This is a genomic window from Croceicoccus sp. YJ47 (assembly GCF_016745095.1).
GTDB lineage: Bacteria > Pseudomonadota > Alphaproteobacteria > Sphingomonadales > Sphingomonadaceae > Croceicoccus.
Map to the genome: position 1 here is coordinate 3,298,249 of NZ_CP067087.1, position 19,396 is coordinate 3,317,644.

At 64.4% G+C, this 19,396-nt stretch carries 20 protein-coding genes; 10 read left to right on the forward strand and 10 right to left on the reverse strand.

Features of this window, described 5'->3' with window-relative positions:
- The first annotated feature begins 2 nt into the window (after window positions 1–2).
- Complete coding sequence (locus tag JD971_RS16085; protein ID WP_202084952.1) at window positions 3–1,184, forward strand: VWA domain-containing protein; 1,182 nt, start codon at window positions 3–5, stop codon at window positions 1,182–1,184.
- A 1-nt stretch (window position 1,185) separates the two neighbouring features.
- Here the strand turns inward: JD971_RS16085 and JD971_RS16090 are convergent, their stop codons facing one another.
- Both JD971_RS16090 and JD971_RS16095 read right to left on the reverse strand, forming a co-directional pair.
- Window positions 1,186–2,385 carry an exo-beta-N-acetylmuramidase NamZ domain-containing protein gene (locus tag JD971_RS16090; protein ID WP_202084953.1) on the reverse strand — a complete coding sequence of 400 codons (1,200 nt, stop codon included), beginning with the start codon at window positions 2,383–2,385 and terminating at the stop codon, window positions 1,186–1,188.
- Window positions 2,382–2,936: a DOMON-like domain-containing protein gene (locus JD971_RS16095; RefSeq protein WP_202084954.1), complete on the reverse strand. Its 555-nt coding sequence runs from the start codon at window positions 2,934–2,936 to the stop codon at window positions 2,382–2,384. The genes JD971_RS16090 and JD971_RS16095 overlap by 4 nt, the downstream gene beginning before the upstream one ends.
- Window positions 2,937–3,019: 83 nt before the next feature.
- Between JD971_RS16095 and tyrS the strand changes: the two genes are divergently transcribed.
- From tyrS to JD971_RS16110, 3 genes are all read left to right on the forward strand, one after another.
- Window positions 3,020–4,243 carry a tyrosine--tRNA ligase gene (gene tyrS / locus JD971_RS16100; RefSeq protein WP_202084955.1) on the forward strand — a complete coding sequence of 408 codons (1,224 nt, stop codon included), beginning with the start codon at window positions 3,020–3,022 and terminating at the stop codon, window positions 4,241–4,243.
- A gap of 82 nt (window positions 4,244–4,325) precedes the next feature.
- Complete coding sequence (locus tag JD971_RS16105; RefSeq protein WP_236672156.1) at window positions 4,326–4,676, forward strand: PilZ domain-containing protein; 351 nt, start codon at window positions 4,326–4,328, stop codon at window positions 4,674–4,676.
- A 61-nt stretch (window positions 4,677–4,737) separates the two neighbouring features.
- The gene (locus tag JD971_RS16110) at window positions 4,738–5,484 is read left to right on the forward strand and encodes an NYN domain-containing protein (RefSeq protein WP_202084956.1); all 747 of its coding nucleotides are present in this window, start codon (window positions 4,738–4,740) and stop codon (window positions 5,482–5,484) included.
- Between the two features lie 78 nt (window positions 5,485–5,562).
- Here JD971_RS16110 and JD971_RS16115 read toward each other — a convergent pair whose 3' ends face one another.
- On the reverse strand, window positions 5,563–6,924 hold the full coding sequence (locus JD971_RS16115) for a hypothetical protein (RefSeq protein ID WP_202084957.1): 1,362 nt from the start codon (window positions 6,922–6,924) through the stop codon (window positions 5,563–5,565).
- Between the two features lie 388 nt (window positions 6,925–7,312).
- Between JD971_RS16115 and gyrA the strand changes: the two genes are divergently transcribed.
- Entirely contained in the window at window positions 7,313–10,018 is a 2,706-nt protein-coding gene (gene gyrA, locus JD971_RS16120; protein ID WP_236672409.1) for a DNA gyrase subunit A, read from the forward strand.
- Window positions 10,019–10,032: 14 nt separating this feature from the next.
- Here gyrA and JD971_RS16125 read toward each other — a convergent pair whose 3' ends face one another.
- Complete coding sequence (locus tag JD971_RS16125; protein WP_202084961.1) at window positions 10,033–10,689, reverse strand: lysoplasmalogenase; 657 nt, start codon at window positions 10,687–10,689, stop codon at window positions 10,033–10,035.
- Between the two features lie 76 nt (window positions 10,690–10,765).
- Here JD971_RS16125 and trmFO point away from each other — a divergent pair, with 76 nt between their 5' ends.
- Window positions 10,766–12,148, forward strand: coding sequence for a methylenetetrahydrofolate--tRNA-(uracil(54)-C(5))-methyltransferase (FADH(2)-oxidizing) TrmFO (gene trmFO, locus JD971_RS16130; protein WP_202084963.1), 1,383 nt, complete (start codon window positions 10,766–10,768; stop codon window positions 12,146–12,148).
- Here the strand turns inward: trmFO and JD971_RS16135 are convergent, their stop codons facing one another.
- The 5 genes from JD971_RS16135 to JD971_RS16155 form a co-directional block, all read right to left on the reverse strand.
- Window positions 12,149–12,616 (reverse strand): hypothetical protein, encoded by a 468-nt coding sequence (locus JD971_RS16135; RefSeq protein WP_202084966.1) that lies wholly within the window; start codon window positions 12,614–12,616, stop codon window positions 12,149–12,151.
- Between the two features lie 63 nt (window positions 12,617–12,679).
- Window positions 12,680–13,420, reverse strand: coding sequence for a squalene/phytoene synthase family protein (locus tag JD971_RS16140; protein WP_202084968.1), 741 nt, complete (start codon window positions 13,418–13,420; stop codon window positions 12,680–12,682).
- A gap of 19 nt (window positions 13,421–13,439) precedes the next feature.
- Window positions 13,440–14,825, reverse strand: coding sequence for a pyruvate dehydrogenase complex E1 component subunit beta (locus tag JD971_RS16145; RefSeq protein WP_202084970.1), 1,386 nt, complete (start codon window positions 14,823–14,825; stop codon window positions 13,440–13,442).
- Window positions 14,825–15,901, reverse strand: a complete 1,077-nt coding sequence (gene pdhA / locus JD971_RS16150) for a pyruvate dehydrogenase (acetyl-transferring) E1 component subunit alpha (protein ID WP_236672157.1) — start codon at window positions 15,899–15,901, stop codon at window positions 14,825–14,827. Before pdhA ends, JD971_RS16145 begins: the two co-directional genes overlap by 1 nt.
- 143 nt (window positions 15,902–16,044) lie before the next feature.
- Window positions 16,045–16,380, reverse strand: a complete 336-nt coding sequence (locus tag JD971_RS16155) for a septum formation initiator family protein (protein ID WP_371809676.1) — start codon at window positions 16,378–16,380, stop codon at window positions 16,045–16,047.
- 138 nt (window positions 16,381–16,518) lie between these two features.
- Here JD971_RS16155 and JD971_RS16160 point away from each other — a divergent pair, with 138 nt between their 5' ends.
- Window positions 16,519–17,322, forward strand: a complete 804-nt coding sequence (locus JD971_RS16160) for an enoyl-CoA hydratase-related protein (RefSeq protein WP_202084972.1) — start codon at window positions 16,519–16,521, stop codon at window positions 17,320–17,322.
- Between the two features lie 97 nt (window positions 17,323–17,419).
- Here the strand turns inward: JD971_RS16160 and JD971_RS16165 are convergent, their stop codons facing one another.
- Window positions 17,420–17,590, reverse strand: coding sequence for a CsbD family protein (locus JD971_RS16165; protein ID WP_202084974.1), 171 nt, complete (start codon window positions 17,588–17,590; stop codon window positions 17,420–17,422).
- A gap of 175 nt (window positions 17,591–17,765) precedes the next feature.
- On the opposite strand from JD971_RS16165, the gene JD971_RS16170 reads away from it, so the two are divergent.
- The 3 genes from JD971_RS16170 to JD971_RS16180 are packed head-to-tail and all read left to right on the forward strand — an operon-like array spanning window position 17,766 to window position 19,388.
- On the forward strand, window positions 17,766–17,942 hold the full coding sequence (locus tag JD971_RS16170) for a hypothetical protein (protein WP_202084976.1): 177 nt from the start codon (window positions 17,766–17,768) through the stop codon (window positions 17,940–17,942).
- Window positions 17,939–19,018: a PAS domain-containing protein gene (locus tag JD971_RS16175; RefSeq protein WP_202084978.1), complete on the forward strand. Its 1,080-nt coding sequence runs from the start codon at window positions 17,939–17,941 to the stop codon at window positions 19,016–19,018. The genes JD971_RS16170 and JD971_RS16175 overlap by 4 nt, the downstream gene beginning before the upstream one ends.
- A 55-nt stretch (window positions 19,019–19,073) precedes the next feature.
- Window positions 19,074–19,388 (forward strand): response regulator, encoded by a 315-nt coding sequence (locus tag JD971_RS16180; RefSeq protein WP_202084980.1) that lies wholly within the window; start codon window positions 19,074–19,076, stop codon window positions 19,386–19,388.
- The last annotated feature ends 8 nt before the right edge of the window (window positions 19,389–19,396 follow it).

Genomic DNA, 19,396 nt, shown 5'->3' on the forward strand with positions numbered 1-19,396 from the left:
GCGTGCTTCTCGGCTTTCTCGACGAATTGCGCGCCGCGGGGATCAAGGCCAGCCTGAAGGAGCATCTGGTCCTGCTCGAGGCGCTCGACCGCGACGTCATCGATCGCACGCCCGAGGCGTTCTATTACCTGTCGCGCGCGATCTACGTAAAGGACGAAGGCCTGCTCGACCGCTTCGACCAGGTGTTCCACAAGGTGTTCAAGGGCGTCCTCGCCGATATGGGGCAGGACGCGGTCGACATTCCCGAAGACTGGCTGCGCGCGATTGCCGAAAAATATCTGAGCGCCGAGGAACGGGCGAAGATCGAGGCGCTCGGCGACTGGGACACAATCATGGAGACGTTGAAGAAACGGCTCGAGGAACAGGAATCGCGCCATCAGGGCGGCAACAAGTGGATCGGCACGGGCGGCACCTCGCCGTTCGGCCATTCGGGCTATAACCCCGCCGGCGTGCGGATCGGCGGCGAGAGCCGGCACCGCCGCGCGATCAAGGTGTGGGAGAAGCGCGAGTTCGCCGATCTCGACAATTCGCGCGAGCTCGGCACGCGCAACATCAAGATGGCGCTGCGCCGCCTGCGCCGGTTCGCACGGGAGGGCGCGGCGGACGAACTCGACCTCGATGCGACCATCCGCGGCACCGCGCGGCAGGGGTATCTCGATCTCAAGATGCGGCCCGAACGGCGCAATGCGGTGAAACTGCTGCTGTTCCTCGACGTCGGCGGCTCGATGGACCCGCATATCCGTGATGTGGAGGAATTGTTCAGCGCGGCCCATGCGGAGTTCAAGAACCTCGAATTCTTCTACTTCCACAATTGCCTGTACGAAGGGGTGTGGAAGGAAAACCACCGCCGCTGGACCGATCGCACGCCGACTTGGGATGTGCTTCACAAATATGGCCACGATTACAAGATCGTGTTCGTCGGCGATGCGGCCATGTCCCCCTATGAAATCGCGCATCCGGGCGGTTCGGTCGAGCATATGAATGCCGAGGCCGGCGGCGTGTGGCTCAAACGTGTGGTCGATACCTATCCGGCGACGGTCTGGCTCAACCCGGAGGAGCGGCGCGCATGGGATTACACGCAGTCGAACCGCATGATCCGGGAGATCATGAACGACCGCATGTACCCGCTCACCATGGACGGGCTTGAGGATGCGATGCGCGAATTGAGCCGCAAGCGCGGCTAGGTCAATACAGCAGCAGCGGCGCGATTTCGTCCCGCCACGCCGCCTCGTCCCGCGATGCGATGGCGTCGAGGTCGGCGGGCGCCGCGTCCGGATTGTCGACCCATTCGCGCAGGTCCGGCCCGCCATTGATCACGTCGATCGCCAGACGGTCGAACTCGTATTCATAGGGGAAATCGCGCCACAAATCGTAATCGGGGTAGAGCCGCCGGATCGCCTTGAATGCCAGCGCCTGCAACCGCCACGGCTGGAACGCGGCATGGTCGTAGAACGGCCCCTCCGCATGGACCATCAGCCCGTGACACAGCGTGCCCGCATGTTTGTGAAACGTCGGCTCGAACCAGCATTCGCGGATCGCGCAGCCCGCCAGCCATTCGGGCGCAAACCCGCGCATCTCGGTCAGAACCGCCTTCGCATCGATGTCGGGGGCGCCGAACAATATCTCCAGCGGGCGGGTCGTGCCGCGCCCTTCGGACACGGTCGCACCCTCGATCATGACGGTCCCGGCATAGGCGCGCGCCATGTTCACATTGGCGGCATTCGGGCTGGGGTTGATCCACACCCGGTCCTGCGGCCAGCCATGGCCCGGACCGTCCGGCTGCCAGCCTTCCATCCCGATCACGCGATATTCCACGTCGAGCCCGAAATGCGCCACGAACCAATGTCCCATCTCGCCCAGGGTCAGCCCGTGCCGCATTGGCATCGGCCCTGCACCGACGAAGCTTTCCTGGCCCGCGCGCAAGGTCGTCCCCTCCACCGGGCGCCCGGCGGGGTTGGGCCGGTCGAGCACCCAGACCGCCTTCCCGCTCTCCGCCGCGGCCTCCAGCATGTAGAGCAGCGTCGTCACGAAGGTGTAGATCCGGCAGCCCAGATCCTGAAGATCGAAGAGGAACACGTCGGCGCTGTCCATCATCGCAGCGGTCGGGCGGCGCACCTCGCCATAGAGGCTGAAGACCGGGATGCCGTAATCGGGATCCGTCTCGTCCGCGGTTTCGACCATATTGTCCTGCTTGTCCCCCTTCAGCCCATGTTGCGGGCCGAAGGCGGCGGATAGCGTGATCCCCTCGCACGCGGCCAGCGCGTCGAGCGAATGGGTCAGGTCCGCCGTAACGGATGCGGGATGAGCCACCAGCGCAACGCGGCGCCCGGCAAGCGGGCGGCGCAGTTCCGCATCGGCGACGAGGCGATCGATACCGAATTTCATGCGTTCAACGGTGGCGAAATCTGCGCCGCAAAGCAAGCGCGCGCGTGAAAATCGGGCCGCCCCTCGCCATGGGCCAAAGCCCAGAAATCGCGATCCCCGCTTATCCGTTCGATCACCGCGCAAAGGCCGACCGCCAAAGGCTGCATGCCCGTCACCGGCCAGACATCGACGGCGACGCGCATCGCGGCGACATCGCCCATCCGCAAATCGATCACAGGCGGAAAGGTGGCGGGCGGCGGGCTGACCGGCGCGCGATACTCGGCAAATTCATACGCTGCCCAGCATCCGTCGGGCGCGAAGTTCCACTCGTGATAACCGCCGCCCTCGCCCCTTGCGAACAATTCGAAGCATGTATGCTGCCACAATCCGTCGGCGCGTTCGGGCGCGCGGGGCCGCGGCCACACGATGCCGCCAATGTCGCCCATCACGCGATAATCGATAAGCCAGCGCCCGTCGGATGCGAAGCCGACCCGCGTCGACACCGCGTAGGGCACCGCCTCGCCCGCCGGATGCGGGAGCAGCGCGATCCATTCGTCGTCATTCATCGCCATGCGCTTCGCCTTCCCCCTACCCGCGCGGCGGAACCCGTGTTACGGGCGCCGCGCAAACCATTCTTGCCGGACGGACAGCCACGATGACCTACAAATCCCAATTGCTTCGCACGCTGGACGAACGCGGCTATATCCATCAGGCGACCGATGCCGATGCGCTCGACACGCTGGCGGCAAAGGAGATCGTGCCCGGCTATATCGGGTTCGATCCCACCGCGCCATCGCTGCATGTCGGATCGCTGGTGCAGATCATGATGCTGCGCCGGTTGCAGCAGGCCGGGCACAAGCCGATCGTCGTCATGGGCGGCGGCACGGGCAAGATCGGCGACCCCAGCTTCAAGGACGAAGCCCGCTCGATGATGACGGAGGACGTCATCGCGTCCAATGTCGCCTCCATCCGCAAGGTGTTTTCGCGCCTGCTCAATTTTGGCGACGGGCCGACCGATGCGGTGATGGTCGACAATGCGGAATGGCTCGACCGGCTCGAATATATCCCGTTCCTGCGCGACATCGGTCAGCATTTCTCGGTCAACCGGATGCTGAGCTTCGATTCGGTGAAGCTGCGTCTCGATCGGGAGCAATCCTTGAGCTTCCTCGAATTCAATTACATGATCTTGCAGGCGTATGATTTCCGCGAATTGTCGCGGCGGTATGATTGCCGGTTGCAGATGGGCGGTTCGGATCAGTGGGGCAACATCGTCAACGGGATCGAGCTCACGCGCCGCGTCGATGCGCGCGAGGTGTACGGGCTGACCACGCCGCTGCTGACGACGGCGGATGGCGCGAAGATGGGCAAGTCGGTGAACGGTGCGGTGTGGCTCAATGAAGAGATGCTGCCCGCGTATGATTTCTGGCAATACTGGCGCAATTGCGACGACCGGGACGTGGGCCGGTTCCTGCGGCTTTTCACTGATCTGCCGCTGGCCGAAATCGCGGAGCTGGAGGCGGCGGAAGGCGCCGGGATCAACGCCGCGAAGGTGCGGCTCGCCAATGAGGTAACCGCCCTTTGCCGGGGCGAGGATGCCGCGAAAAAGGCCGAGGCCACGGCGCAGGCCACCTTTGCCGCAGGCGGCGTTGGCGGCGATCTTCCCGTGTTCGCGGTGCCCGCAGAAGGCGTCGCCATCGTCGATGCACTCATCGGCGTGGGCTTTGCCAAGTCGAAGGGCGAGGCACGCCGCCTGATCGCGGGCGGCGGTGCGCGGCTGAACGGGGAGCAGGTCGCGGACGAAACCATGCATATCGCGGCCCCGTCCGAAGACATGCGCATTTCGGCCGGGAAAAAGCGCCACGGCATCCTGCGCGGCTGACCCCCGACCTGCGCCTTATCCGTAGGCGCCTGTTTACCATATGTTATCCAGTGGGTGTTAAGCCCATGATCTGGATTAACATATGGGGGCGCAGGTGCAGGGCGGCGCACGATTATCGGTCACGGATCTTCGCAGGGCGACACGCCACCCGGTCGATTGTCCGGTGGTGGCGGACCACCGCATCCACGGCGATCTGCCGATGCGCCTTTGCAATATTTCCGCGAACGGTTTCATGGCGCAAAGCGACGTCACGCTCGATCGCGGGGAAAGGCTGACCGTACGCCTGCCCGAAATCGGACGGATCGAGGCGCATGTCATCTGGTCCGCGGACGGGCGCGCCGGGTGTCAGCTCGAACGCGTGATCCCTCCCGACCGCTTTACCCGGATGCTGTCGCAGATGAAGCCGAAGGCGCGCATTCGTCCGCGCGGATGACGGGGCGACGCCATCGCCAATCGACCTTGCAATGGCGCGCGCGCCGTCGCACAGGGGCGCAATGTCTGAAGATCTTCTTTCCAACATTGCGCTTCTCATCGATGCGGACAATGTCACGCCTGCCGGAATCGATCCGGTCCTGACCGTTCTGGCCGAGCTGGGGCAGGTCAATATCCGCCGCGCTTACGGCAATTGGGCAAAGCCCCAATTGGCGAAATGGCGCGACATCACGAATCAGTTCGGAATTCATCCGCAACAGCAATTCGACCTTACCAAGGGGAAGAACGCCACCGACATGGCCATGACGATCGATGCGATCGACCTGCTCTATCGCGGCAAGGTCGACGGTTTCGGCATCATGTCATCCGATAGCGATTTTACCCCGCTCGCCACGCGCCTCCGCCAGGACGGGCTCGTCGTGTACGGTTTCGGCAGCGCGGACCGTGCGCCCGACGCGTTCAAGACCGCCTGCACGCGCTTCATCAACATCGACGCGCTGATCGCCGGCGATGCGGAGGATACCGGAACCTCCGGTCGCCGTTCCGACGAGGAGGGCAAGCCGCGCAAGCCCAAGCGCGCCACGGTGGACGAGGAACTGGTCCAATTGCTGGGCAAGGCATTCCGCGCGGCCAGTCGCGACGACGAAGGCTACGCCCGCATGGGCGAGGTCGGGCAGATCGCCGGCAACCGGTCCAGCTTCGACGTGCGCAACTATGGCTACAAGCGGCTCATCGACCTCATGCGGGAGCTGGATCAGTTCGACGTCGTCATGCGCAACGGGCAACCCTTCATCAAACGCATGCGCTGAACCCCCACATTCTCAAACGGCGAAACGAAAAAGGGCGGCCCCGCGGGGCCGCCCTTCTCGTTTCGATGCATCAGGCCGTCAGCTGGCCATCTGCGTATCGACATAGGCCATCCATGCACGCGCAAGGCTGGTGCGGTTGCCGGTCTGGATCTGCTCGAACGTGCTCTTGGCCTCGGCGAACTGACCCATGTCGGCCAGCGCGATGCCAAGCCCGGTCAGCGCCTTTTCCTTGTTCACGCCACCCTTTTCGAGCGCCACGCGATACAGCGCAGCCGCCTCGCTCGACTTTTCATAGCCGAGGTAGATGTCGGCCAGCGTCATCGCGTCCTTGCCGGTCGCGGCATTGCGGGCGCCGGCGGCATCGGTGTTCAGTTCGGACAGCACCGAATCATAACGCGCGTTGGCGGTCGAGAGCGTCTCGGTCACGGCCTGCGCATTGCGGTCGAGCACGCCGGCCTCGATCCCGGCATTGGCGACGGCGCGTGCTTCGCCCGGACGCAGGCGGGGGTCGGTCTGATACAGATAGGCGAGATACTGACGCTCATCCGAAATCGCATTCTCACGCAGCATCAGCCGCAGCAGGTCGAGCTCTTCCTCCTCGGTATAGGGGGAGAGCGATGCGACCACGCTATAGGCCTGCTTGCGCTGATCCGCGGTCGGCGACGCTTCGAGCGTACGCAGCGCCCATTCGAAAGCCTGATCGTTGAGACCATTGTTCGCCGCCACGGCAAGGCCGCGGAAGACAAGATCGGTCTGCGGCTGACCGGTGGCGGTCTGGCGCGCCTCGATCGCGTCGTTCAGCTTCACCAGGCCTTCTTCGTGCATGTTGTCGGCCAGATAGCTTTCGGCGAGCAGCATGCGAACGTCGTTCTCGGTGTAACCGGCAGCGATCGCCTTGGGCAGCGCCTCGCGCGCACCGGCGTAATCACCCGAATCATAGGCGAGCGCGCCCGAGAAATAGTGATAGGTCGGCACGTTCGCGGCCGGCGCCAGTCCGCTGGCGAGCATCATGTCGATGCCGCGCTTCTGCAGCTTGGGATCGAACATCAGCTGTCCGGCGGTCAGCGCGATCTGGCCGACGAAATACTTGTCGTCCGGCTTCGTCGTGGCAGCCGCGGCGGCGTCGATCTTCGCGCGAATACCGCCCAGCGCCTGATCCACGCCGTTCTGCGCGGCGGTCAACTGCGCCTGCGCCTGCTGCTTTGCGGCGGGTTCGCGCGCACTGACATAGGCCTGGCGTGCCTGCTGCGCCTGCTGCGACGCGGCGGTCACGGCGGCGTCTTCCTTCGCGCCCTGAACGGCCTGCTGCAATTCGGCGGCCGTGGGGCGGAATTCCTTCGAAATCTTGATATCCTGCGCCATCGCGGGCGCCGCACCTGCGCCAACGGCACCGGTCGAAAGCGCGAGGGCGAGCGCAATGCGGGAAATGGAACGTTTCATATTCATCTTTCTCCACCAAAACTTGACGGCCAGCGGGTTTTCGCCTCCGGCTAAATGAAACACGCGGGGTCAAATGCCGCTAAAAATCCGCGAACGCAACCGTGGCCCGCGTCATCTCTCTTGCGCTCTTTATGAAGGGGCCGTGCTGAATAGCGATTGAATGACCCGCGGGGGCGATCCCCCTGACCCTGTGGAAAAGCATGGCGGACCGGCCCGTGCGGGGGTCGTTCCGCTGGCATTCGGGCGCCCCGTGCCCTAGGGTCGCGGCGCCCCGGCGAATGTCCGGGAAATGACCGTTGATAAAAGAGAGCCAACCGGCGTGAACGACCTGACCGACACCCTGCCCCATGGCGGACCCGACATCGAACCGATCGACATCGTCGATGAGATGAAGTCCAGCTATCTCGATTACGCGATGAGCGTGATCGTATCGCGCGCGCTTCCCGATGTGCGCGACGGGCTGAAGCCGGTGCACCGCCGCATCCTCTACAGCTGTCAGGAAGCCGGATATGTCGCCGGCCGCCCCTATCGCAAGTCGAGCCGCATCGTCGGCGACGTCATGGGTAAGTATCACCCCCATGGCGACAGCGCGATCTACGACGCGCTCGCCCGCATGACGCAGGACTGGTCGATGCGCCTCCCGCTCATCGACGGACAGGGCAATTTCGGTTCGATGGACCCCGATCCGCCCGCCGCCATGCGTTATACCGAGGCGCGGCTGGCGAAGGTTTCGGAATCGCTGCTCTCCGACATCGACAAGAACACGGTCGACTTCATCGACAATTACGATGGCAGCGAGAGCGAGCCTTCGGTCCTCCCCGCCCGCTATCCCAACCTTCTGGTCAATGGCGCGGGCGGCATCGCGGTCGGCATGGCGACGAACATCCCGCCCCATAATCTGGGCGAGGTGATCGACGGCACGCTGGCGATGATGGACAATCCCGCCATCACCGTCGATGAATTGTTCGAGATCATCCCCGGTCCCGATTTTCCCACCGCGCCGCTGATCCTGGGTCAGACGGGGGCGCGGGCCGCCTATCGCGAAGGGCGCGGTTCCGTCCTGATGCGCTGCCGCCACGAGATCGAGACCGCGCGCGGCGACAAGCGCTCCATCGTGCTGACCTCGATCCCCTATCAGGTGGGCAAGAACAATCTGGTCGAGAAGATCGCCGAGGCCGCCAAGGACAAGCGGATCGAGGGCGTCTCCGACATTCGCGATGAATCCAATCGGGAGGGCATGCGCGTCGTCGTCGACCTGAAACGCGACGCAACGCCGGAGGTGGTGCTCAACCAGATCTGGCGCCACACCCCGGCGCAGTCGAGCTTCCCCGCCAACATGCTCGCGATCAGCGGCGGGCGTCCGATGACGCTGACGCTGCGCGATTTTCTCTCGCTGTTCATCCGCTTCCGCGAGGAGGTCATCACCCGGCGCACCAAGTTCGAGCTGAACAAGGCGCGCGAGCGGGCGCATATCTTGCTCGGCCTGGTGATCGCGGTGACCAATCTCGACGAGGTGGTGCGCATCATCCGCGGGTCGGCGACCCCTGCCCTTGCGCGCGAAACCCTGCTGAAACGCGAATGGCCGATCGGCGACATCGCGCAATATCTGCGCCTGGTCGAGGCGATCGAGAGCGACGAGCACGAAGGCAAGGATGCGACCTATCGCCTGTCCGAAACGCAGGTGCGCGCCATTCTCGACCTGCGGCTGCACCGGCTTACCGCGCTCGGCCGCGACGAAATCGGCGAGGAGCTGGAGAAGCTCGCCAAGGCGATTGCCGAATATCTCGAAATCCTGTCCGACCGGGCAAAGCTCTATGCCGTCATGCGCGAGGAGCTGACGCAGGTGCGCGACACCTATGCGACGCCGCGCCTGTCCGAAATCGCGCCGGCCTGGGACGGGCTGGAGGACGAGGATCTGATCGAGCGCGACGAAATGGTCGTGACCGTGACCATGGACGGCTATATCAAGCGGACCCCGCTTTCGACCTTCCGCGCGCAGAACCGCGGCGGCAAAGGCCGCGCCGGCATGGCGACGAAGGACGAGGACGCCATTTCCGAAATGTTCGTGACGAGCACGCACAACCCGGTGCTGTTCTTCGCCAGTTCGGGTAAGGTCTATCGCCTCAAGGTCTGGAAACTGCCCGAAGGCGGCCCGGCGACGCGTGGGCGGCCCATCGTCAACCTGCTGCCCTCGCTCGACAAGGACGAAAGCATCGCAACCGTGCTGCCCTTGCCGGAGGACGAGGAAGGCTGGGGCGCGCTGAATGTCGTGTTCGCCACGGCGAAGGGCAACGTCCGCCGCAATTCGATGGATGCCTTCGCCAACATCCCGTCGAACGGCAAGTTCGCGATGCGGTTCGACGACGACAGCGACGACCGCCTGATCGGCGTGGCCTTGCTGGAGAGCGGGGACGACGTGCTGCTCGCCACGCGGCAGGGCAAGGCGATCCGTTTCGACGGAGAGGACGTGCGCGAGTTCCAGAGCCGCACCTCCACCGGCGTGCGCGGCATGCGATTGAAGGACGATGACGAGGTCGTCTCGCTCTCCATCCTCGCCGGCGGGACGGCGACGCCGGAGGAACGCGACGCCTATCTGCGCGTCGCCCCGTGGAAGAACGGCGACGATGCGACCGGCCTGTCCGACGACCACGCCGCCATGGCCGAGGCTGAGGAATTCATCCTCACCCTGTGTCAGAACGGCTATGGCAAGCTGTCTTCCGCCTATGAATACCGGCGCACCGGGCGCGGCGGCCAGGGTATCACGAATATCGACAATATCGCCCGCAACGGGCTCGTCGTGGCGAGCTTCAAGGCGGAAAAGACCGATCAGCTCATGCTCGTCACCGATCAGGCGAAGCTGATCCGCATCGGGCTGGACAGCCTGCGCGTGATCGGACGCAACAGCGCGGGCGTCCGCCTGTTCAACGTCGGCAAGAACGAGCATGTCGTGTCGGTCGCGCTGATCGACGACGACGAATCGCCCGAAAACGCCGCCGAAGAGGCGATTGTGGAGGAAATGGTTGGCCGCGATACGCCCGCGACCACGCCGGACACGACGCAGGACCGCGACGATCCCACCCCGACCGACGTGTAACCGACCCGTCCGCCTCAGCCGCGCTCGCGCCTGAGGCGGACGACAACCCCGGTGCAGATCATCAGCACGCCAATATAGTAGAGCGGCCAGACCAACGCGCCGGCCAGCGCGACGCTGCGCAAAGGACCGTTCGCCGCAATCAGCAGCAGGTCCGACAGCACGAACAGAACCGCGCCCGCCCCGATGCGGTACCGCGAAAACCGGCTTTGCCATGCCATCGCCGCCATCGCGCCGAGAATCAGCGCATAGCCTGCCACCAGCCAGCGCCCCTCACCCCCGAATGCGAGGAGAAACGCATCGAGCGGCACCCCGACGAGCAGCGCAATCCCCACCAGCCTTTGCGACCGGGTGGGATTGGCGCGCCGGTTCCGCGCAAACAGCCAGATCGCGAGCACATGACCGACGGCATGCAAGACGCCGCCCGCCGCCAGCCATAATTCCTGCGCCATGTCGGCCAGCGCATAGAGTGTCATGACCCCGGCGATAAGCGCGCCGTCACGGCCCAGATGGCGTTGAAACGCGTAGACCGCCAATGCGCCGACGGCCGCGCCCTTCCACGCGATCTGGTACAGGCCGGGCATGGCGCCGCCCGCGACGAACCACCAGCTGACGCCGAAAAACAGGCTGAGCAGCAGCCAGGGCCGTCGTTCGATCAAAGCGCGCTTTACCATGAGTTCCCTTAGCAATTCGGTACACCGGCCCTGATTGCATTTGCCAAGCCGCCTGCGCAATCGCTAACCCGCCGGTATGAAACACGATATCCATATTATCGGCGGCGGTCTCGCCGGGAGCGAGGCGGCATGGCAATTGGCACAGCGCGGATTTCGCGTGCGCCTGTCCGAAATGCGCGGCGGGGGCGGCGGCACGACCCCCGCGCATCATTCCGATCTGCTGGCGGAGCTGGTATGCTCCAACTCGTTCCGGTCGGACGACGACACGTCGAACGCGGTCGGCCTGCTCCACTATGAAATGCGGCAACTCAATTCGGTCATCATGGCCGCGGCGGAAAAGGCGCGCGTGCCCGCCGGTTCGGCGCTGGCCGTGGATCGCGACGTGTTTTCCGAACATGTCGAACGCGCGCTCGCCGACCATCCCAACATCGCCATCGTGCGCGAAAAGATCGACCGGCTGCCAACCGAAGGTCCGACCATCGTCGCGACCGGCCCGCTCACCGCGGCGGCGCTCGCCGACAGCATCGGACAGGCGACGGGCCGTGACAGCCTCGCCTTTTTCGACGCGATCGCACCCATCGTCTACCGCGACAGCATCGACATGGACATCTGCTGGATCCAGTCGCGATGGAACAAGGTATCCGGCCCCGAAAGCGAAGGGCAGGAGGGTGATTACATCAATTGCCCGATGACGAGGGAGCAATATCTCGCCTTTCACCAAGGCCTGCTCGACGGGGAAAAGACCGAGTTCAAGGAGTGGGAAAAGGACACCCCCTATTTCGAGGGCTGCATGCCGATCGAGGTGATGGCATCCCGCGGCGTCGACACGTTGCGCTATGGCCCGATGAAGCCCGTCGGCCTCGACAATCCGCGCGATACGACGCCCGAATTTCCGCAGGGGCGATGGCCCTATGCCGTGGTGCAATTGCGGCAGGACAACCGGCTCGGCACGCTGTGGAACATGGTGGGTTTCCAGACAAAGCTGAAATGGGGCGCGCAGAAAGAGCTGTTCCGTACCATTCCGGGTCTTGAGAATGCGGAATTTGCGCGGCTGGGCGGATTGCATCGCAACACGTTCCTCAATTCACCCGAACTGCTCGACCGGCAATTGCGCCTGCGCGGGGCGGAACATGTGCGCTTTGCGGGCCAGATCACGGGGTGCGAAGGCTATGTCGAAAGCAGCGCGGTCGGCTTGATGGCCGGGTTGATGGCGGCGGCGGAGCTTTCGGGAGCGGCATGGACCGCCCCGCCCCGCACGACCGCGATGGGCGCGTTGCTGTCGCACATCACCGGCGATGCGGAGGCGGACAGCTATCAGCCGATGAACGTCAATTTCGGCCTGTTCCCGCCGCCGGAGGACAAGGTGAAGAAGAAGGAGCGCAAGCTGTTCTACACCGCGCGGGCCAAGCAGGATTTCCCCGCATGGCAGAACACGCTGCGCAGCCCCGCGCCCGCATGATCAGCAGTTGCAGCGCGGCTTTCGCGGTTTGGTCGGGCTGCGCGTGGTGGCGAATTCGGCGGCGTTGAGCTGTCCGTTGCCGTTCGCGTCGGCCTTGTCGAACTTGTCGACGGTGGTGACTGCCCATTCCTCGAAGGTGAGGAGATTATTGCCGTCCTTGTCGAGCTTGCGAAACGAATTGACCCGCGTCGACAGCATTTCGTTGCGGGTGATAATGCTGTCATTGTTGCGGTCGTAACGGGCGAAGCGTTTCTGCTCCTTCGACATTTCGATCGCTTCGGGAAGGGCGGGACCGCGCATGTCCGCGACATCGGCGGATGGGAGGACGTCGGGCTGTTTCGGTTCGGCGGTCGGCGCGGGTTCGGGCGGCGGCGGGCCGGGCGCCTCGATCGCGCGCCCCTGCCACCAGAAAAGCCCGATGGCGACCAGCACGAGCGCACCCAAGGCGCCGAGAAGTGTCCTGTTCATGGTTTGCGACCCCTGACAAGTAATGCCGCCAGAGTATAGCCGCGCGCCGCGAAATGGAAACGATTAAGCGCCCAGCCACCCCGCACGCACTGCCCGCGCGAAATCGCCGGCCCCGCCGATCGGACGATTTTCATGGGCCGCCCGTTCGGTCATCCGCGCCAACACGATGAGCGGACGCATCGCCCGCCCCGCGCGTCGTTCGGGCGCCGCCGCCGCGCGCAGCAGCGTCATGGCCCGCCCCCGCTCCGTCTCGTCCCCCATGTGCACGGCAAGGTCCGCCAGCGCCCAGCGATAGGCAAGCGCCGCAACCGCCCCGCCATTGAGCACCCGCGAAAGCCCGGCCATCGCCGCCGCCCGGCCCTGCGCCGTGGCGGCAATATCGACCGTCGCGAGCGGCGCATCCCCGATCATCGCTTCCCATCCGTCGACCAGTTCGGTGAACGCGGCGCGCCCCTCCCCCCACGGACGCAGCGCCGCCAACAACGGCTCCCCCGCAGGCCACTCCCCGGCCGGGCGCGCAAATGTCTCGCGCCACCATGCCAGCCGCATCTGCGCCAGCATCGGTTCGCGCGAAGGGTCGATCAACTGCGCCAGCCGCCGGTCCAGCGCCATGAACGCCCGCCACGCACCGCGCGCACGCCGCGGCGCATAGGCCAGCGCCAGGCGCACCGGCGGCGCGATCAGCGCGTCGATCTGCGCCGTGGCGGCTTCGTCTTCCTCGAAATTCATGGGCACCCCATCGCCGTGCCGCCGTGCGGGTGCAAGAAAAAACCCCGGCGCGAAGGTCGCGCCGGGGTCGGTCATGGTCGCGATCTCGGCGCGCTCAATCCTTGTAGCAGACCTTCTTGGCCGCAGCGACGATGCTCGACGATTTGAGCAGGGCGTCCTTTTCGAGGTTGGCGGCATAGGGCAGCGGCACATCTTCGTTGCACACGCGCAGCACGGGCGCGTCGAGATGGTCGAACCCTTCGGTCATGCATACCGCGATGATCTCGCTCGCGATGGAACAGGTCGGCCAGCCTTCCTCGGCAACGATCAGCCGGTTTGTCTTGGCCAGGCTGTCGAGCACAGTCTTCGTGTCGAGCGGACGCAGCGTGCGAAGGTCGATCACCTCCGCGTCGATCCCCTGCGAGGCAAGCTCCTCCGCCGCTTCGAGCGCGAGGCCTACCCCGATGGAATAGGACACGATCGTCACGTCCGAGCCGGCCCGAACGATGCGCGCCTTGCCGATGGGCAGCACCCAGTCGTCGAGATCGGGCAAATCGAAGCTCTTGCCATACAGCAATTCGTTTTCGAGGAAGACGACCGGATCCTCGGTGCGGATCGCGGCCTTCATCAAACCCTTCGCATCGGCGGCGTCATAAGGCGCGATGACCACGAGGCCCGGCACGCTCGCATACCACGGGCCGTAGTTCTGGCTGTGCTGCGCCGCGACGCGCGATGCCGCGCCATTGGGCCCGCGGAACACGACCGGGCACCGCATCTGCCCGCCCGACATGTAATTCGTCTTTGCCGCCGAGTTTACGAGGTGGTCGATCGCCTGCATGGCGAAGTTGAACGTCATGAACTCCACGATCGGACGAAGGCCACCCATCGCGGCGCCCGTGCCCACGCCGGCAAAGCCATATTCGGTGATCGGCGTGTCGATCACGCGCTTGGCGCCGAATTCGTCCAGCAGGCCCTGCGTAACCTTGTACGCGCCTTGATATTCGGCGACTTCCTCGCCCATCACGAAGACGCGGTCGTCGGCGCGCATTTCCTCGGCCATGGCGTCGCGCAATGCTTCGCGGACGGAGAGCGAGACCATCTTCGTGCCTTCGGGCACCTCGGGATCGCGGACGGGTTCGGCCTGCGCCTCGGACTTGGTCACTTCGGCCTCGCTCGGCTCGCGGCCGGTATCCTTGCCCTCGCCCGCGACGTCCTTGGGCGCTTCGCTTTTCGCAGGAGCGCCGTCTTCGATGTCGCTTTCATCGCCGTCGAGCACGGCGATCACCGTGCCGACCTTCACGCCCTCGGTGCCCTCGGCCACGGTCAGCTTGCCGACCGTGCCCTCGTCGATGGCTTCGAATTCCATGGTCGCCTTGTCGGTCTCGATCTCGGCGAGGATGTCGCCGGGTCCGACCTGGTCGCCTTCCTTGACCAGCCATTTGGCCAGCGTGCCCTCCTCCATCGTCGGGGAAAGGGCGGGCATCTTGATTGCGGTGGCCATCAGTATTTCTCCACCAGAACGTCGGTATAAAGTTCGGATGCATCGGGTTCGGGCGAGCTTTCGGCGAAATCGGCGGCTTCGCTGATCTGCGCGCGAATGTCCTTTTCAAGGTCCTTCAGCTTCGCCTCGTCCATGCCGCGCTTGATGAGCTCGGCCTTCGCCGCCTCGATCGGATCGTGGTTCTCGCGCATGTCCTTCACCTCATCGCGGCTGCGATATTTCGCAGGGTCGGACATCGAGTGCCCGCGATAGCGATAGGTGTTGAGCTCCATCAACACCGGCCCGCCACCGCCGCGCACATGTTCGAGTGCGATTTCGGCAGCGCTGCGCACGGCGAGGACGTCCATGCCGTCCACATCCATGCCGGGGATGCGGAACGCAGCCCCCCGTCGGTGGAACTCGGTTTCCGCGCTCGACCGCACGGTGCTGGTGCCCATCGCGTATTGATTGTTCTCGATCACGAAGATGATCGGCAACTGCCACAGGCTGGCCATGTTGAAGGTTTCGTAGACCTGCCCCTGATTGGCTGCGCCATCGCCGAAATAGGCGAGGCAGACGCCGCCGTCCTCGCGATATTTGTGCGCGAAGGCGAGCCCGGCGCCCAATGGCACCTGCGCGCCGACGATGCCGTGGCCGCCGTAGAAGGCGTGTTCGGTGCTGAACATGTGCATCGAGCCGCCCTTGCCCTTGGAAATGCCGGCCTGGCGCCCGGTCAGCTCGGCCATGATCACCTTGGGATCGATGCCGTAGGCGAGCATGTGGCCGTGGTCGCGGTAGCCGGTGATGACGCTGTCCTTGCCCTCCGCGAGCGCGGATTGCAGGCCGACGGCGACGGCTTCCTGACCGATGTAGAGATGGCAGAACCCGCCGATCAGGCCGAGGCCGTAAAGCTGGCCGGCCTTCTCCTCGAACCGGCGGATGAGCAGCATCTGCTTGTAGAAATCGAGAAGCTGGTCGTCCGATGCTTCGAAACGACCCGCTTCCTCGAAACGATTTTGAAGCGTTGCGAGCTTGAAATCGGGATCTTCGACCGGTGCGGTCACGCTGTCCGCTTTCGCGGCGGGCTTGTCTGACAAGATAGAAATCCTCGGGTTCGATCAGCCAAAAGGTCCGGAAAAATGCGGACCGCGTTTCACGATCCTATAGAGACGGTGAGCGCCATTGTGCAAGACGCTGTGCGCCGCGCAATGCACGATTACAAAGCGGCCCGCCGTCACGCTCAATCGCGGGGGATCACGACCTCGTCGGGATGCGCCACGTTGAGATTGCGGCGCAGCAATTCGCCGACCAGATCCGGATCGGCATTGTTGGGGTCGAGCAGTTGCACGCGGTTCGCCACGCGGTCGCGCTCCGCCTGAAGCTGCGCGAGCTCCGCCTCCCTTTGTTGGAGCAGCTGCGTCGAATCACCCCATGCGCGCACGCCGGTCGGCCCGACGAGCGCGGTCGCGCACAGCACGCCGACCGTAATCGCGGCGGTGACGCGGCCCATGTTGCGGCGCCGCACGCGGGGGCGCGTCACGCGAATGTCGTGGGGTTTGGAACGCTTTGCGGGCATCGGGCGACAGAATCACAAAAACGCATGGGTTGCAAGCGCCGACTCGTTGGAATGTCGCGATTTCTGCGCCGAACCGATGGCGGGTGGCAGCCGCTGCGAAGAGCCCCTATGACCGCAGGCCAAAAGGAGAGCGCAACGATGGGTGACTTCGTACAGATCGAACGCAAGGGTCCGGTTGCGATCCTGCGCATGAACCAGCCCGACCGGCTGAATGCCATTGCCGATTTTTCCGATTGCGAGGATCTGATTGCCGCGATCGACATGGTGAACGCCGATATCACCGTTGCCGCCGCGATCCTGACCGGCAATGGCCGGGGTTTCAGTGCGGGGGGCAATCTTGCCGCGATGAAGGCGAAGACCGGCATCGGCCCGCGCGACAGTGCCGACGATACGCGCCGCGTGTACCGGCGCGGGGTGCAGGAAATCTCCCGCACGATGGAGGCCTGCGAGGTTCCGCTCATCGCGGCGGTGAACGGGCCTGCGGTGGGGCTTGGCTGCGACATTGCCTGCCTGTGCGACATCCGCATCGCGAGCGAGAACGCGATATTTGCCGCCTCGTTCACGAAAATCGGGCTGATTCCCGGCGATGGCGGGGCGTGGGCGTTGCAGCAGGCGATCGGCTATGCGCGCGCGGCGGAAATGATGCTGACCTCGCGGCGCTATGACGCGGCGCAGGCGCTCGCGCTCGGGCTGGTGAACGGGGTGCACCCCGCCGACCGGCTCATGGACGAGGCGATGGATCTGGCGGACGGCATTGCGAGCAATCCGGTGCGTGCGACACGCATGACAAAGCGACTGCTTCGCCGGGCGCGGCAGCAATCGCTTGATGATGTCCTGGAACTCTCGGCGGCGATGCAGGCGATTGCCCACGACACCGACGATCACAGGGAGGCGGTCGACGCGTTCCTCGAAAAACGCGCGCCGGATTTTTCGGGCCAATAATTCCTCCGCAACGTTGCACCTGATCGCCGCGCAATGAAAAGGCGCACCGCCCCCATCCGGGAACGGTGCGCCTTTTACGTCGTCGGATCTGATGGGATCAGATGTCGTCGCCCAACTTACCCTTGACCTCACCCTTGAGCTGCTGGCCCTTGCCCTCGGCTTCCTGTGCGCGGCCATCCGCGCGGGTTTCGGGATCGTTGCTCTGCTGCTTCACCTTGCCGGCGGCTTCGTTGGCATTGCCTTTGATCTTGTCGGTCAGTTCGCCCATTTTTCAATCCTTTGCGTCATCGCAGACGAAGCGTCGTCTGCATCATGCCCTATCAACGGCCCGCATCCGCTTTGGGTCCGGCCCGCGCATTCCGCCCGTCGTCCCGCGCGGTCGGATCGTCGCGAATGGCCGGGTCCGCATCGACACACCGGTTTCCGCATCATGAAATCCGGCCATGAAATCCGGCCATGAAATCCGGACGTTGGCAGAACGGAACTTAACGCCTAAGCCGGGGTTCAGAAGCCTGGATGCGGCGTATTCACCGTCCGTGAAATGGCTGACGCGCCCGCTTGGCGCCATTTATGGCCAGGCGCAGCGGAACGGTGCCGGAGCATTGCGGGGAGAAGAATGAGCAACGACGAAAAACCGGTATCCTCGCGGCAGGCCATGCGCACGATCGAGGGGAAATCGCGCGGCGACAATCGGTTTGCCGGCGCGTCGGGCCTGTTGTTCGAACAGGCCATGGCACAGACGCGCATGGCGGTGTGCCTGTCCGATCCGCATGTCAGGGACATGCCGATCGTCTTCTGCAACGAAGCGTTTCAGCGGCTCACCGGCTATGACGAAATGGATATCGTCGGGGAAAACTGCCGCTTTCTGCAAGGGCCCGGCACGGATCAGGAGCAGGTCGCGAAAATCCGCAACGCCATCGCCGAAGAGAAGGTGATCGTGGTCGAGCTGCTGAATTATCGCAAGGACGGTTCGACGTTCTGGAATGCGCTTCACCTCGGGCCGATCTATGGTGAGGACGGGAGGCTGAAATATTTCTTCGGGAGCCAGTGGGACGTCACCGACATCTACGAATCCCGCGCCGAGGAACGACACGCCAAGGCGATTGTCCGCGAGATATCGCACCGTTTGAAAAACGTCTTTTCCGTGATCGGCGGTATCGTCAACGTGACCGGACGGTCGATGGACGCACGCCCCGTCGCGCGCAAGATCAACGAAAGGGTGCAGGCGCTCGGTAGGTCGTACGAACCGACGCTGGATGATGCGGCGATGGGCACGATCCATATCGGACAGGCCATACGCTCCGTCCTTGCTCCCTATGATCCCGAAGGCGACCGCATCCGGTTTTCGGGCAATGGCACGCGCACCGAACCCAATGCGGTGTCGGCCATCGGCCTCACCCTGCACGAGCTTGCCACGAATGCGACGAAATATGGCGCGCTTTCCAATGGCGGGGGGACGGTCACCGTATCGTGGGGCCATGTGCGGGACCGGTTCGGCCATTCCGCGCTGGAAATCGAATGGGAGGAACAGGGCGGCCCTGCGATAGAAAGGGAGCCCGACATCTCCGAGGCGGCGAGCGGGACCGGCTTCAATATCGCGCGCGTCCTGCTCGAACATGCGCGCGGTCTGCTCGACCTCGAATGGCGGGCCGGCGGATTGTTCGCGCGCATTTCCATCCCCATTCAGAACGGATAGACAGATTTTTACATGAAAACTTTTCTCGTGCTCGAGGACGAGCCATTTCATCGCCATGGACCTGAAATTCGCGTTCGAGGATGCAGGCCACGAGGCGGTGACCGCATCCGACAATGAAGAGGCGCTGCGCTGTATCGAGCAGCGGTCCATCGCGGGCGCCGTCCTCGATGTCAGCCTGGGCCGCGGCGTTACCTGTGCGGAGACGGCCTCGGCGCTGCTCAATCGCAAGATACCCTTCGTGCTGCACACCGGCGACCTCAACCGGGTCGGCGAATATCTGCGCGAGATCGACGCCCCCGTCATTGCCAAGCCGCGCCCGGCCGAGGATGTCGTCAATCGCGTGGTGACCATGGTCGCCAGCAACGCCTGATCCCGCGC